Source organism: Amphritea atlantica (assembly GCF_018860855.1).
GTDB classification, from domain to species: Bacteria; Pseudomonadota; Gammaproteobacteria; order Pseudomonadales; family Balneatricaceae; genus Amphritea; species Amphritea atlantica_A.
In genome coordinates this window covers 93,382-107,252 of record NZ_JAHKQE010000044.1, presented here as the reverse complement: position 1 = coordinate 107,252, position 13,871 = coordinate 93,382, and the positions used below count along the sequence as shown (strand labels likewise).

Here is a 13,871-nt window from a genome sequence, read left to right as displayed (position 1 = left end):
TTAATATCCTGATAACGTAGTCTGCAGCTTGGTCGCTCTGATTGCCGCGAGTGATGCACAGCCGGTCATGGCCATGCAGAGTTCGAGTTCTTCCCGTAGCAGTTTGATCATATGGGCAACACCTAAGGCACCGGCGACGCTGAGGCTATAGAGTTGCAGCCGTCCAATCAGCACCGCATCGGCACCGAGGGCGATCGCTTTGAAAATATCACTGCCGCTGCGAATACCGCTATCAAACAGCAGTGGGTAATCATCGCCTATGGCGCGACGAATAGCGGGCAGGACCGATAGGCTTGCGGGGGCACCATCGAGGGAACGCCCGCCATGATTAGACACAATGATACCGGCAGCGCCTAATGCTTTGAGTTGCAGGGCATCATCGGGGTGCATAACCCCTTTGATAATGACTGGCACGGGGCTTTCGCTGATCAGCTGTTGTAACTGTTGCAAAGAGGGCGCGTGCTGTCGGTAATGATTAAAAATAGCGCTTTGACCGTTACGGGGGATGGGCGCGTCAGGGCGTTGGTGGATAAGGTTAGCCGCTTTAACCGAGTCGGGCAGTTTAAAGCCGGCGCGGATGGCTCGAATACCTGGTGCCTGTACTGCAGCATCAAGGGTGACGACAATGGCCTGATAACCCGCGGCGATGGCGCGATGAACGAGGGCGGATGTGTCCTCTGGACGGGTTTGAAAATAGAGTTGAAACCAGCGTGACGGGTTGGCCCGTGCAGCAATCTGCTCTAAGGTGACGGATGATAGGGTGCTCGTTAGCATACAGCTATCGGTGGCTTCAGCAGCCCGGGCGGTATCGAGTTCGCCCTGCGGGTGCACCAGTGATTGATAGGCCACCGGTGCCATAAAAATAGGGTGTTGGAAATGCTGTCCCAACAGTTGTAGCGCGGTATTCGCGTCTTTAAGATCCGCTAGAATACGGGGTGTCATAGCCCAGTGTTGAAACGCGGCTTGGTTGCTCCGCTGGGTGATATCGTGACCACTACCACCGGCAAGATAGGCCAATGTGTCAGCCGGAATAAAGGCTTGGGCTAAGGCTTCATAATCAGCGGCGCAGGCGATATCCGGCGGAATATAATCCAGTGGTGCTCGACTTTTGTTGGGCTTATTCATGGTCTTTGTGGGATTTCTAAACGCAAATCAGGGCAGCCGAAGCCGCCCTGTTACGGATGTCCGTGGCTGCTTTAGAAACTGTACTCCATAGTCAGTTGTGCACTACGTTTGTCACCGATGTAAACAAAGGAACCTGAACGATAGGCGGCCAGATAATAATCTTTGTTAAACAGGTTGCTAATGTTAGCACGGAACTTAAGATCACGATTGACCTGATAAGTCGCAAAGGCATCGTATACTGTGTAGGAAGGAACGCCTAAGTCTTCATTGGCAGCGGTATCCGGCTGGCCAACATAGCGGGCACTCTCGTAGGTGGCGGTACCGCCGAAGGAAAAGGCCGATGTTGCTTGATATCTCAGCTGCAGAGATGCCGATTTATCAGCGAAGTTAGCCAACGTTTTACCTTCGTTAGACGCTATGACTGAATCCAGCACCTCAGCATTCATGATGGCAAGACCCGCTTGCACGCTTAAGCGATCAGTCAAATTACCGGCCAGCCCTAGTTCAATACCTTCAACTCGGTTTTTACCGGTATTCAAGCTGCCTTCGGTGCTGTATGAATCACCACTCGAGCTTTCTATAACATCATGCTTGGTGATCTGGAACAATGCTGCGGTGGCGAGCAAACGATCATCTTGTAGACGCCATTTGGTACCCAGTTCCCAGCTTTCGGTACGTTCTGGATCACCTAAAGTTGGATCGCTGTCATCGACACAGATGCCGCCATAACCACAGCTGGTACCCACATCGGATTCACCGCCGTTGAGGTTGGTTGCGGTGGAGTAGCTGAGATAGACATTCGCTCGAGGGGTAATATCGTAACTAGCGCCGACATGCCCGTTCCAGTAACCGCCATCGTCTTTGAACTCGTACGGTACTCTGCCGTTACCATCGCCAAAATCGAAGTTGGCAGTGTTGCTGTAGTCGTAGTAATCGTGACGAATACCACCAAAAACGGTCCACTTATCTGTCAGATCAACGGTATCCATCAATGACAGGGAGATGGTTTCAACATTCCAGTCGGAATCCGAATCCCCTTTACTGATATCCCGTTGCATCAGGTTATTGATGTCACCCACGCTGTTGCCGCTAGCATCGGTTAGACAGTAAGCGCCGCCGACACCGCCGCGGCCATTCGTTGAGCAGTTGGTCGCACCGGTGTTGGTGGTGTCATAAACTCCGTTGAGAACGCTTTGGTTACTGTATTCTGCACCGATGACCAGTTCATGGTCCAACCCACCGATCTCCTGAGTGGTGATCAGGTTTAATTGGTTGGCGAAGTATTCCACTTCTTGCCAGCCTTGGTGATTGTTTAAGCTCACAGAGGAGTAACCATTTGTGTCAGCAGTGGCATCGGCATCTGTTGGATAAGCCGTCGTGCCGCTGGCACCGGTGGTGACATAACCATTATCGGTGGTGCCATAACGGGTCATGTTAACGATACGGGTCTTAGGATCGATCTCATAACCCATACGTACGGTAAAGGTATCAACCGTTGATTCGAGGAAGTCTTCATCCTGTACATAGGCGGGAGTATCTTTCACAACCTTACCGGTGCTACGGTCAATATAGGTTCCCAAGTCTGGGCTATCAGTGCCTTCGAAGTGATAGTAATCGGCGGTGATCTCTAATTTATCGGTTGCTTGGTGGGTTAACGACAGTGCCGCACCGATACGCTCTCTGTCAGCCGGATCACGATCGGGTACATCCTCTTCCGCATGCAGGATGTTGGCACGGAAAGCAGTGTCGTAGTTAATCACCTGGTTAGTGTCGATGGTGACTCGATGATAGTTGTCAGTCCCGACGCCGACAGACAGTTTACTGAAATCATATTCGGTGCTGGCACGTTTGGTGGCGGAGTTGACGGCGCCACCGGTGGTGCCTCGACCTGCAAAGGTGGAACTTGGCCCTTTACTGATTTCGATCTGTTCTACGGCGAAACTTTCACGGGTGGTCATGCCGGGGTCACTTAAACCATCGACGAAGATATCACTACGTGCTTCATGTCCACGGATAATATAGCGGTCACCGAAGGCGTTACCATTTTCACCGGTACCTAGGGTGATACCCGGCTGACCATCAAGAATGTCCCGTAGGTCAGTCCGGCCAGAATCAGTAATCTCAGACGCGGTCAAGACGGTAATGGTTTGTGGTGTTTCAGCCAAAGAGCGAGTTCGGCGAGGGTCAGATACTCGCTCTGCTAAATAAGGAGCACCGGGAACAGCATAAGGATTGGTGTCGGGGGTGACCGACTCTTCAATCTTAAGCTTATCCAACGCAATACTGTTTTCATCGGCGGTTGCCACGTTTGCCATGAGGGCGCCCGAAATTGCCAGTGCTAGGGTACTGGGAGCAAAACCTGAGGTTCTACTTCTTCGTATCGACTGGTTGGGCGTTGTCACGATAGCCTCATGTGCTACCACTGAATTATTCATAGTGACGTTGTTCATCTATGTTCCTTAAAACAATTTGCGGGTTGGATTTAATGAAAATTCCACGGGAAGAGTTAGCTCTAAATGACTATTGCTTAACTCATCAGGAATCGATGCGAAGGGGCTGGAACGCACCAGCATATCAATCGCTTCCTGATCAAGGCGGGCGTCACCAGAACTGTTGATGATTTCGGATGATGCTACTTTTCCGTTCTTCCTGATAATGAATTTCACGACAACTACTCCGGTAACACCGTCTTTTCGGGCGCTGCGGGGGTAGCGTTTGAAACGTGCGATTCTGGCCATTACTCGGGTCAGATAGCTCTGCCGAGCGGCAGGATTGCCGCCAGTTTCGACACGTTCGCCCACACCTGTTGCTCTTGTTTGGGATTGCGAGGGAGTCGGTTCCTGGTCTGACTCAGGGGTTGTTTCAGACTGGGTCGATACTGCCTCAGATTTCGTTTTTTGTTTTGTTTCCGGCTTCGGCTCTGTTTTTGGCACAGGCTTGGGCTCTGGTTTTGCTGGCTGCACGGGTTTTGGTTTTGGTTTAGGCAGCGGTACGACTTGCACTTCGCTTTTTGGTTCGGGTTTCTGCTCCTGTTCTGGTTTTAATTCGGGTTCTGTTTTTGGCTCAGGCTCCTGCTCGGGCTCTGATTCCGGTTCAGTTAACGGTTTTTCTACAGGCGTCTCGTCGGTGACTTTTTTGGGTTGATTTGGCGTTTCCATGAAACTACCTGCCAAGCCAACGCTGACTTGAAGACCATCTTGACCTTCAGCGATGGCACCTTCGGTGTCCAGTGGCTTCATCCAGATCATTAATGCGCCTAGGTGTACGGCGATGGCTGCCACGATACTGACAGTGACTTTGCGGCGCGTGATCATTAACTCTGCTCCGTTGCAATCGACAGTGTTTTGATACCGAATTGCTGTACGGCTTGCAGTACCGGATCGAGTGCGGAGGAGGGCAGGTCCCGGTGAATACGGCAGATCACCACCGTTTCAGGTGTCAGTGTCAGGCTGCGCAGCGCGGTCTTTAGGTCTTGATGACTGGGCTGGCCATTGAGAGTGACGTTGCCCGAGGCAGAAATATTGATCTCTAGCTCGGAAGTCTTTAGCTCACTCTCGCTGCTTGATGCTGGAATCTTCAGCTGTGCATCCTGCGCTTCAATATGCCCTGCTAACATGAAAAAGATCAGTAGCAGGAACACGATATTGATCGCCGGAATCATGCTGTTATCGAGATTATTCCGCTGTGATGAACGGTTGTGTGTGGTAACAATATTCATGGCGTCACTGATGGGCTTAAATTCAGCTGGGTAATACCGGCAGCACGGAGCATATCGATCAATTGAATGGTGTCTTGAACCTTAACCGTTGCGATGGCAGCCAGCGTCACCGACTCTTTGTTTGTCACGATGCGTTGCAGCTGTTGAGCAAAATGCTCGCTATGCAGCGGGTAATGCTCGCCATTTAGCTCAACTTGATTATCCGCCAACAAGAGTATTTTGCTGTGTTGGACCGCACTGCTCTGCAGACTGCCGGGGGCCGCTGTTTCAAGTTCTAGTTGCTTGGTTTTGCTGAAGGTTGAAGACAGCATAAAAAACAGCAAGAGAATAAACACCACATCAATCAGCGGTGTTATGCTGATCGATTGTGATGTGCGTGGGGTTACCTCAAGCAGCACGTTGATGTTCCTTCAGTGTTACAGGAGCCGGTTTGGCTTGATACAGAGGGCAGGTGAACACCTGAGTCACATAATCATTGATTAGGTTGGCGGTCCGCTCGACTTTACGTTCTAAAATACTGTGAGCGGTTGCCACCGGAATGGCGACGGCGAGTCCAACAGCGGTCGTCAGCAGTGCCTGCCAAATACCACCCGACAACACAGAAGGATTAACACTGTTACCGGCCGCTTCCATCTGTTGAAAGGCAACGATCATACCGAGGACGGTGCCCATCAGGCCGAGTAGTGGGCTGAGGCTAGCGATGACCTCCAGTGGACGAAGCAGTGCTTTGAGTTGATTGATCAACTGGTTAGCTTGGCGAGATAATTCTTCTTGAAGCAGCGCTGGGGTTTGTTGTTCTGTTACCCCTTGCATGGCGTAAGCGATGATCTGTGATACTGGGCGGTTCGTCTTTAGTGCTGTGACTGCACCGGCAGGATCATGGTTGCGCCATTTTTTTAGACTCTCGGTAATGTCTGCAGTGCTTTCTGGTTTGGTAACCGAAAACTGCCACAGTTTGAGAAAAATGATGCTGAGAGAGAATACCGACAGTGCGATCAATATCCACACGACAGGACCACCAACTTCGATCATTTTAATCACCTGATCGAGATGGTTGCTGGCTAGGTTTTGACTCATCTCTTGGCCGAGGGTATTGCTTCCCGTGGCGGCGTTGGCGAGGATATCTCCATTGGCTTGAGCACCTGAAACAGTGGCTAGTGGCGGGTTTAAGTCGGTGGCCGCATCAGCGATCTGTTGTGTCACGGCATCTGTATCAGTCGATGTTTCTGGGAGAGCAGGATTGTCGGGTGTTGCGGTTGTTTGCTCTACGGGACTGTTGTCAGAAGATGTGTTCAAAGCATAACCTAAATATGAATGTTAGTGAGAATGATTCGCATTGTAGTTTTATGTGCTTCTGTTTTTCAAGGTGTTTTTTGAAAAAAATTGAATTTATCGTGGAATTTATTGTCTAGGCTTGCCGGTGATGGTGATGAAAAAGGTGAGGCAAAAATAGCCGATTTTGGCTGGATTGCAGAGAGAGTTCAACGGCGATTAAAGTTGATTTTTGTAGATTTTAGTCTGTTTTTGTTGTGTTTTAATTGGTTTTTTAGTGAAGTTATTTTCGTTTTGTTGAAGCGGTTCTTTTTGCAAAAAAATGAACGGTACTCTGTTGTGTGTGGTATTTCGCGGGTAGTGCTTCTCAAGTAGGGAGCTAGCTCGAATGGACGATAGTGTTGCTATCTTACTTGGTCTGACCGGCTAGCGGGTGCGAAGATTCTGTTTTTTCTTGCTACGAGCCGGCACCACCGAGGGGATAACGGCTTGTTATAACGTGCGATTAACTGCTTTGGTTCACAATGATGAAGCTCGTTTTTACTGGAGTTGCTCTGGGTGATACGGCTTTACAGCGCGCCTGACGAACACCGTTGCACGCGCTGGTAATTTTCCATACTGACTCAATAGTCGTGCTCGTAAGGCACCTAATCCTTTTTATTAATGGTTATCTCGATCGATTTACTATTGCCAGCAAACCATTTCTGAATATATAGAGAGCCAATGATAGGTGCCGTGCCCTCGTCTGGCACTTCTTTATAACGCACACTATTTTTAGTTTCTTTCTCATATTCAAAGGTCACTATTTTCTTCGTCATAGATTTTTCCGTTCAACTGTTTTCTTGGTGGAGTTCTTTTCTTAGTGGAACTCTTTTCTTGGTGGAGCTCTTTTCTTAGTGGAGCTATGTACCCGCATAAACCCATCGCTAAGCGCACAGACTGCGTAGGCATCGTCTGCATACAGAGAATATATAGGGGCATTGTATCAGGTGCTATATTTACTTCATCGATGAATCATCCGGTACAAATACGGCACTTATTACCAGTAAAAGCCGATGGCTCCGTTTAATAGCAGCGGAGGTTAAATCAGCAGTATCCAGTGCCGATTTAAAACCCTACTAGCAGTATGCGCTCAGCGATGGCGGGCTCACACTTTACTCTTTCTCGTCATATATTTTGTGCGATCCCGTATGTGTCTATATATGTCTACCCGCTCTATTCGTCTGGAGGCGTTTATGATGTGGGAGGTCGACATCCGTCAGTCGGGAAGACGTTGGGGAAAATCGTTTTGCGCCGTTAGGTTTACGGCTGGCAGCTCTGTCAGACAAATATAGATAGCGACCCCGACCAACAAGACGGCATCAATGCTGATGATCCAATAGACGCCTGCTAGGCTGCCGCTAGCGCTTTGGATAAAGCCTGCCAACAGGTTCCCCAGTGCGCCACCGAGGCCAAAGGTGACCATACCTATACCACTGATCTGCATGGTGGCGGTGGATGAGTAATGTTGATTTACCCAGCCAGCAATAATGCCCCACATGGGGAAATACATTAGGCCATAACCAAAACCGGCGAATACGGCAAAAGAGGCGGGATCGTAGATAAAGGCGAGCTGCCCTAGGCAGAAGCCACTAAAAATAATTAATAATGCGATGCCATGGCCTTTACTGTCGGCCAGTTTACCCGAGAAGAAGCCTGCGACCATGCCGGTGATACCCGACACCGTCCAGGTATAGCCTCCCAGCGCAGGAGGCAAGGTTAATTCTGCCAGATAGGTATTTAGCCAGGTTGAGAATGGCATCGTGGCAAAGCCAATCATAAAGCAGATTAAACAAGCGAAAAAAGCCGCACGTTCTTTGGCAATAATACGAAACAGTTGCCCCGCAGGCAGGGCCGCCTGAATACCACCTGATGATGTGGTGGTGCGCTGTTTAAGGTGGCGTAAGAGAAATATCGTCAAGATGACGGATGTACAGCCAAGCATTCCCGCCAATAACCAGCCACTGCGCCAGCCGAACAGTGGCACGATGAGTAGAATCAGTAAGCCATTGAGTCCATAACCCCACGCCGTCCCGCTTGAGGCACTGGATAAACTGGTGGAACAAAATGTGGGATGGGCATAGCGGGTGATCAATTCAACGATGGCTCCCCAGCTAATGGCGGCACTGGCCGCCAGAGCGATTAATACCAGTAACACCAGCATAGGGTCATCCAAGGTGGCCATGATCAGCAGTAATGTACTGGTGAGAGCACCGGTTATCAGCACTAAGCGGCCCGAATCAATACGGTGCCCAATGAGTCCCAGTAACATCGCTCCACCGAGATAGGCTAGCTGGGTCAGCGCGCCTATGGTTGCTAGATACCAATGGCTGATGGCGATTGATTCCTGCATCAAGGGCACCAGTGCGGCAAATAAAAACACCCCAAAACCGTGGCTGATAATCTGATTTATGCCGAAAGTGGCTGTCATTCGCATTACACAGGCTCCATACCGATTGAATGGCGGCTCACTGCCGGCTTATCGTTGAATTGATGAGGTCCAGTTGAGTAGCCTCAACAATGATCTTTATTGGCTAACCACTTAGGGTGCTACCCCATAAAATCGAAGTCTGACAGATGCGAAATTTAACCATTGCCTCGTTGCGAACTTTTAGCGTCGTTGTTGAGATAGTTTGATCCCTAGTGGCGAAAAATAATCATGGCAAGGGGCGTTATAGGCGTTGAATTCGCGAAAGCGTTATGCAAAGAAATAGGTTTTAGTCTGAATCAGATAAGCTTGAATCAGATAAGTCGTTTGCTCTAGATCGGTTTCGTCCCCAGCATGGGTGTAACCGCGACCGTGAAGAGAGGCCAAGATTGCTGTTGGCTAAGAAACTGTTGAAATCGGCGTATTTAGCATACGCACAAGAATTATTTTTAAATATATAGTGTTATAAATTAGTAGCTTAATCGAAATATTAGTAAAACCTAAAATATAATTGTTGCACTGCAGCATAGCGGAATGTAATATCACTTCATCAACCACATTTATAGATGGGTATACATCATGTTTAAGAACCTTCCTACTGCTGACTTTTCTGCTTTTGGCGCTCCTATCCAGAAGCTGATCGAACTAAACACTGCAACTTTCACAAAAGCTTTTGAATTGCAGAAAGCTGCAATCGAAAAGCAAGTTGCTCAAGCACAAGCTGATTTTAAAGCCTTCTCTTCAATTAAAGATGCTGAAGCTTTCACTGCTTTTGTAACCGCTAAATCTGAAGAAGCTAAAGCTCAGATCGAAGAGATGCAAGCTGAAGCTAAAGTAGCTGCAGAAAGCTCTAAAGCTTACTTTGATGAAGTTCAGGCTATCCTGACTGCCGCTCAAAAATCTGTAGCGACTCCTGCTGCCAAAGCACCTGCTAAAGCGCCTGCTAAGAAAGAAGCTGCATAATTCCAGCTACATTAAAAAAGCCCCCATCACCGATGTGATGGGGGCTTTTTTGTATTTCGATCATACTAAACTAGGTTTATAGGCTTTATTTAATCATTTTTCCTTTATATGGATGACCCTTTCTTCCGTCATCGTCGAAGACCTATACCTCAATTAGATAATTATCCTCTTTTAGTCGCATCTCGATTTCTGCAATTTTAAACCAGAGAGCCCAGAGCTGCTTAACTGTACTTCTGCGTACTACTTCTAAATCACTATATGTACAGGCACTTAGCATAGTGCATGGACGTTGGACGAATGATGGCTGAACCATCCAATGTTAAGCCCTGTTCGTTAATGTCTGTTTATTCGTGTTTATTCGTGTTTATTCGTGTTTGTTCGTTAAGCTTTTGCCGAAAAGAGTATCTGAAAAAGGCTCGCCGTTTTCAGTTAAATATATTGCAGTTGTTAATATCGGCTATCCCGAAGCAAGTCTGGCTGCTCAAACCAGACCTGCACCGCTCTGATTTCTATGAAAAGCCATAACTAAAACTTTGTCTCACAGTTGTTTCTATCGAGTTGTAATAAAAATATCTTTTATCTGTCCTCTGGTAGTCATATTGAGGACGTAATCTGTTCAGCCATGATTCGAAATTATTAGCTGGCAGGATGGTATGTCAAATAAAGTGATACTGGTGGTGCTCGATGGTCTGGCTTATGAGACCGCACAGCAGTGTATGGGTTTTTTACAAGGGCTGGCTGAGCAAGGGCGCGCAACGCTTTATAAAGTGCAATGTGAGTTGCCGTCGATGTCGCGACCACTGTATGAGGCGATTCTAACCGGGGTTGCGCCAGTCGACAGTGGCATTGTTCATAATCATATTATCCGTAATTCCAATCAGCAGAGTGTTTTCAGCTTGGCCCGTCAAGCAGGTTTAACCACCGCGGCGGCTGCCTACCATTGGTTTAGTGAGCTCTATAACCGTAGCCCTTATGACGCGGTACGGGATCGTTTTACCCACGATCCAGAACAGCTGATTCAGCACGGCATCTTTTATCATCAAGATAACTACCCCGATAGCCATCTCTACCTCGATGCTGAATGGTTGCGTGTGCAGCATGATCCTGACTTTTTGTTGGTTCACCCGATGAATATCGATGATGCTGGCCATCGCGCAGGCCTCGATAGTGCCCATTACCGAAATACGACGCGCCATTCTGACACTCATCTGTCGACCCATCTGCAACAGTGGATAAAGCAAGGTTATCAGGTTTTGGTAACCGCCGATCACGGTATGAATGTGGATAAAAGCCATGGCGGCACATTGGCCGAAGAGCGAGATGTCCCCCTGTTTGTAATCGGCGAGGGCTTTTCACATGATCCCACGGCGCAACCGACGCAACTAGAACTCTGCGGTACCGTTTGCCAGCTGTTGGGATTGAAGGATCACGCAAAACCGGTGGCTACCTCGTTATTAAGTGGCGGGACGCAGATAGAGCATCTGGATAACGGGAGCGCGGGCGCATGAGTCTGGCTATTTTTGATTTGGATGAAACCCTAATTGCCGGTGATAGCTGCACCCTGTTTTGCCAGTTCCTAGTGGATGAAGGGATTGCTGCGCCAGACTTTTTGCAACAAGACGCGCAGATGATGACGCGTTATCACGCCCAAACACTGGTGCTGTCTGAATATATCCGCTTTCTGACGGGGCCGGTGATGCATCTATCGATCACCGAGATTGATGCGCTAATGCCCCGTTTTGTGCAGCGTTATATCAGCCCGCGTATTTATCCACAGGCGCAGCAAATATTGGCGAACTATCAGCAGCAAGGAGTGCGCCCGCTGATTATTTCTGCCACCTCTGAATTTATTGTTAAGGCGGTTGCCGAGGCGCTGGGAGTGGATGACCTACTTGCCATTCAGCTGGCCACGGAAGGGCAGTTTTATAACGGCGATATCCACGGCATACCGACCTTCCGTGAAGGCAAGGTGAGCCGGTTAAAGCATTGGCTGACCGAACAGCAAGAAAGCCTAGACGGGGCTTTTTTCTACAGTGATTCAATTAATGATCTGCCGCTGTTAGAGCAGGTTGAATACCCAGTGGCGGCTAACCCCGACTCTCGGTTAATGGCAATTGCCATCGAGCGACGCTGGCCGGTACTGCAATGGCGTGTGCCGACGAACAACACCCCAACCCAAGACCAACCTTTAACACGACAGGAGCTAAACCATGTCTAAACTTTTCATCGCCGGTGCTGCGGCATTGATGGCGGGTAATGTAATGGCGGCATCATGCCTGCCCGTTACCGGACCTGAAGCAGGTGGTGTTTATCCACACCTGTTTGAAAAAACTGAATTTGAATCGAAGCAGGGTTGTACTCTGAGCTTCAATGAAAATCCGTCGATCGGTCAGCTGAATAGCCGTATTGCTGGCAATCCTAAATTGCTACCTCTGGCACAGCGTTTGCCGCAAGAGCCATTGGTGATTGCGCCTTATCAGAGTATTGGTCAGTACGGTGGTGTGTTGGATGGCATCTCTAAAGCAACGGAGTCCGGTACCTCGGATTTCTTGTCTATACGCCATGTCAATTTAGTTCGTTTCAGCGACGATCTGGCGACAGTGGTACCTAACGTCGCTAAATCTTGGGAGTGGAATGCGGATTATACCGTGTTGAAAGTGAACCTGCGTCAAGGTCATAAGTGGTCTGATGGTGCGCCGTTTACCGCCGCTGATATCGCCTTCTGGTATAACAATATCCTAATGGATAGCCATGTTATCGAAAAGCCTAAGGACCGTTTCCTGTCTGGCGGCAAGCCGATTAAAGTAGAAGTGCTGGATGACACCACGGTTCAGTTCACCATGAATGAGCCAGCCCCAGGCTTTCTAGATAACTTTGCTCAGGATTATGCTCAGCCATTTCTACCTAAGCACCTGTTAGAAACGTTTCACCCAGCCTTTAATAAAGATGCCGATAAGCTAGCTAAGTCACTGGGCTTTGATGACGGTTATGCGCTGGTTAATTTCTACTATGGTCAATCTGACTGGAAAGATATTCCAACACCGTTGCTGAAAGATAAAGCGGCCAGCGAGCGATTGGTTAAAGCCGGTTACACTGCGATTATGCCAACCCTCGAATCACATTTAGTGGTTGAAGAGTCTCTGGAAAAACGTCATCTGGTGGCTAACCCTTATTTCTTCCAAGTGGATACTGCGGGCAATCAGTTACCTTATATCAATGAGATCAATGAGGTGTATATCGGTGATGAGGATATTCAAACCGCTAAGCTGATCTCTGGCGAAGTTGATTACAAGGCTCAAGCGGTTAACCTGCCTCAAGCACCGGTACTGTTGGAAAATAAAGAGCAGGGTAATTACGAGATAGCGCTGCGTCCAACGATCGCTCAAACCACCTTTGCCTTCAACCTGACGGATAAAGATGTCGAAAAACGGGCTGTCTTTAATGATGTGAACTTCCGTCGGGCGATGTCCGTTGCGATGGATCGTAACAAGATCAACGAGATCGCTTACTTTGGTTTGGGTACGCCAACTCAGTACACCGCCTTTGATGCGGATACTACGCCGTTTATCACCGAGAAGCTGAAAAATAGCTGGATTCAGTTTGACCAGAAACTGGCCGTTGAGTTACTGGATAAAGCCGGTGTTGTGGATAAGAACGGTGATGGTCTACGTGATCTGCCCTCCGGTAAGAAATTTGAGCTGACTATTCAATACGCGACCCAAGGAACACCGTCTGAAGTGGTCGAGATTGTTGCTAAGAGCTGGAGCGATGTCGGGGTTAAAACCACCATCAAAGAGGTCACTTCCGATGAATATCGTAACTCCCAGACCGCTAACGATCTGAGTGTACTGAGTTGGGTAATGGGCCGTCCATTGGCCAATATCGCCAGTAATACTGAAACCTTGGTGCCACCGTACGGCAGCTTCTTTGATCTGCGTACTGGGATGCTGTGGGGACAATATCTTGAGACCAATGGTGCTGAGGGTGTTGCGCCACCGGCCACCGTTGCCGAGATGAAAAAGCTGACCGATAAGTTTGTCACGCTGAAAGCCGGCACCGCCGCGTCGAATAAAGTGGGCCTACAAATCGCTGAAAAGGTGGTTGATGACCTGTTTATCATCGGTACGGTGAAAGCGGTTTCCCCTGTCTATCGCAGTAAGTCACTGGAAAATTTTGAAGTGCCTAAAACCTCTTCGTATGAATTTTACCGGATGTACCCTTACCTGCCATCGCAGTGGTACCTCACTAAATAATTAACACAGATAACGAAAAGAGAGGGGCGATGTCTCTCTCTTTTTTAGTCGTTTATCGCCGTTGATTAACCCA

Annotated in this window: 12 protein-coding genes; 4 read left to right on the top strand and 8 right to left on the bottom strand. The window is 48.7% G+C overall.

From position 1 onward, the window contains the following. From KO512_RS18405 to KO512_RS18370, 8 genes are all read right to left on the bottom strand, one after another. Positions 1-1,125 carry an alpha-hydroxy acid oxidase gene (locus KO512_RS18405; protein ID WP_215953779.1) on the bottom strand — a complete coding sequence of 375 codons (1,125 nt, stop codon included), beginning with the start codon at positions 1,123-1,125 and terminating at the stop codon, positions 1-3. 71 nt (positions 1,126-1,196) lie between these two features. Further along, positions 1,197-3,575 carry a TonB-dependent receptor gene (locus KO512_RS18400; protein WP_215953778.1) on the bottom strand — a complete coding sequence of 793 codons (2,379 nt, stop codon included), beginning with the start codon at positions 3,573-3,575 and terminating at the stop codon, positions 1,197-1,199. Positions 3,576-3,584: 9 nt separating this feature from the next. Next, on the bottom strand, positions 3,585-4,439 hold the full coding sequence (locus KO512_RS18395; protein WP_215953777.1) for an energy transducer TonB: 855 nt from the start codon (positions 4,437-4,439) through the stop codon (positions 3,585-3,587). Then, the gene (locus KO512_RS18390; protein ID WP_215953776.1) at positions 4,439-4,843 is read right to left on the bottom strand and encodes an ExbD/TolR family protein; all 405 of its coding nucleotides are present in this window, start codon (positions 4,841-4,843) and stop codon (positions 4,439-4,441) included. The genes KO512_RS18395 and KO512_RS18390 overlap by 1 nt, the downstream gene beginning before the upstream one ends. Then, positions 4,840-5,241, bottom strand: a complete 402-nt coding sequence (locus KO512_RS18385; RefSeq protein WP_215953775.1) for an ExbD/TolR family protein — start codon at positions 5,239-5,241, stop codon at positions 4,840-4,842. Before KO512_RS18385 ends, KO512_RS18390 begins: the two co-directional genes overlap by 4 nt. Next, entirely contained in the window at positions 5,231-6,139 is a 909-nt protein-coding gene (locus KO512_RS18380) for a MotA/TolQ/ExbB proton channel family protein (RefSeq protein ID WP_252735113.1), read from the bottom strand. Before KO512_RS18380 ends, KO512_RS18385 begins: the two co-directional genes overlap by 11 nt. Before the next feature lie 623 nt (positions 6,140-6,762). Then, positions 6,763-6,933, bottom strand: a complete 171-nt coding sequence (locus tag KO512_RS18375; RefSeq protein WP_215953774.1) for a hypothetical protein — start codon at positions 6,931-6,933, stop codon at positions 6,763-6,765. A 440-nt stretch (positions 6,934-7,373) separates the two neighbouring features. Further along, positions 7,374-8,591 carry an MFS transporter gene (locus tag KO512_RS18370; RefSeq protein WP_215953773.1) on the bottom strand — a complete coding sequence of 406 codons (1,218 nt, stop codon included), beginning with the start codon at positions 8,589-8,591 and terminating at the stop codon, positions 7,374-7,376. Positions 8,592-9,161: 570 nt separating this feature from the next. Between KO512_RS18370 and KO512_RS18365 the strand changes: the two genes are divergently transcribed. From KO512_RS18365 to KO512_RS18350, 4 genes are all read left to right on the top strand, one after another. Beyond that, complete coding sequence (locus KO512_RS18365; protein WP_215953772.1) at positions 9,162-9,545, top strand: hypothetical protein; 384 nt, start codon at positions 9,162-9,164, stop codon at positions 9,543-9,545. A gap of 653 nt (positions 9,546-10,198) precedes the next feature. Then, positions 10,199-11,053 (top strand): alkaline phosphatase family protein, encoded by an 855-nt coding sequence (locus KO512_RS18360; protein WP_215953771.1) that lies wholly within the window; start codon positions 10,199-10,201, stop codon positions 11,051-11,053. Continuing rightward, positions 11,050-11,763, top strand: a complete 714-nt coding sequence (locus tag KO512_RS18355) for an HAD family hydrolase (RefSeq protein WP_215953770.1) — start codon at positions 11,050-11,052, stop codon at positions 11,761-11,763. The genes KO512_RS18360 and KO512_RS18355 overlap by 4 nt, the downstream gene beginning before the upstream one ends. Beyond that, entirely contained in the window at positions 11,756-13,798 is a 2,043-nt protein-coding gene (locus KO512_RS18350) for an ABC transporter substrate-binding protein (protein ID WP_215953769.1), read from the top strand. The genes KO512_RS18355 and KO512_RS18350 overlap by 8 nt, the downstream gene beginning before the upstream one ends. Positions 13,799-13,871: the final 73 nt, after the last annotated feature.

Coding starts and splice junctions, on each gene's coding strand:
- KO512_RS18405 (WP_215953779.1), bottom strand. CDS start 1,125: ATGAATAAGCCCAACAAAAGTCGAGCACCACTGGATTATATTCCGCCG.
- KO512_RS18400 (WP_215953778.1), bottom strand. CDS start 3,575: ATGAACAACGTCACTATGAATAATTCAGTGGTAGCACATGAGGCTATC.
- KO512_RS18395 (WP_215953777.1), bottom strand. CDS start 4,439: ATGATCACGCGCCGCAAAGTCACTGTCAGTATCGTGGCAGCCATCGCC.
- KO512_RS18390 (WP_215953776.1), bottom strand. CDS start 4,843: ATGAATATTGTTACCACACACAACCGTTCATCACAGCGGAATAATCTC.
- KO512_RS18375 (WP_215953774.1), bottom strand. CDS start 6,933: ATGACGAAGAAAATAGTGACCTTTGAATATGAGAAAGAAACTAAAAAT.
- KO512_RS18370 (WP_215953773.1), bottom strand. CDS start 8,591: ATGCGAATGACAGCCACTTTCGGCATAAATCAGATTATCAGCCACGGT.
- KO512_RS18365 (WP_215953772.1), top strand. CDS start 9,162: ATGTTTAAGAACCTTCCTACTGCTGACTTTTCTGCTTTTGGCGCTCCT.
- KO512_RS18360 (WP_215953771.1), top strand. CDS start 10,199: ATGTCAAATAAAGTGATACTGGTGGTGCTCGATGGTCTGGCTTATGAG.
- KO512_RS18355 (WP_215953770.1), top strand. CDS start 11,050: ATGAGTCTGGCTATTTTTGATTTGGATGAAACCCTAATTGCCGGTGAT.
- KO512_RS18350 (WP_215953769.1), top strand. CDS start 11,756: ATGTCTAAACTTTTCATCGCCGGTGCTGCGGCATTGATGGCGGGTAAT.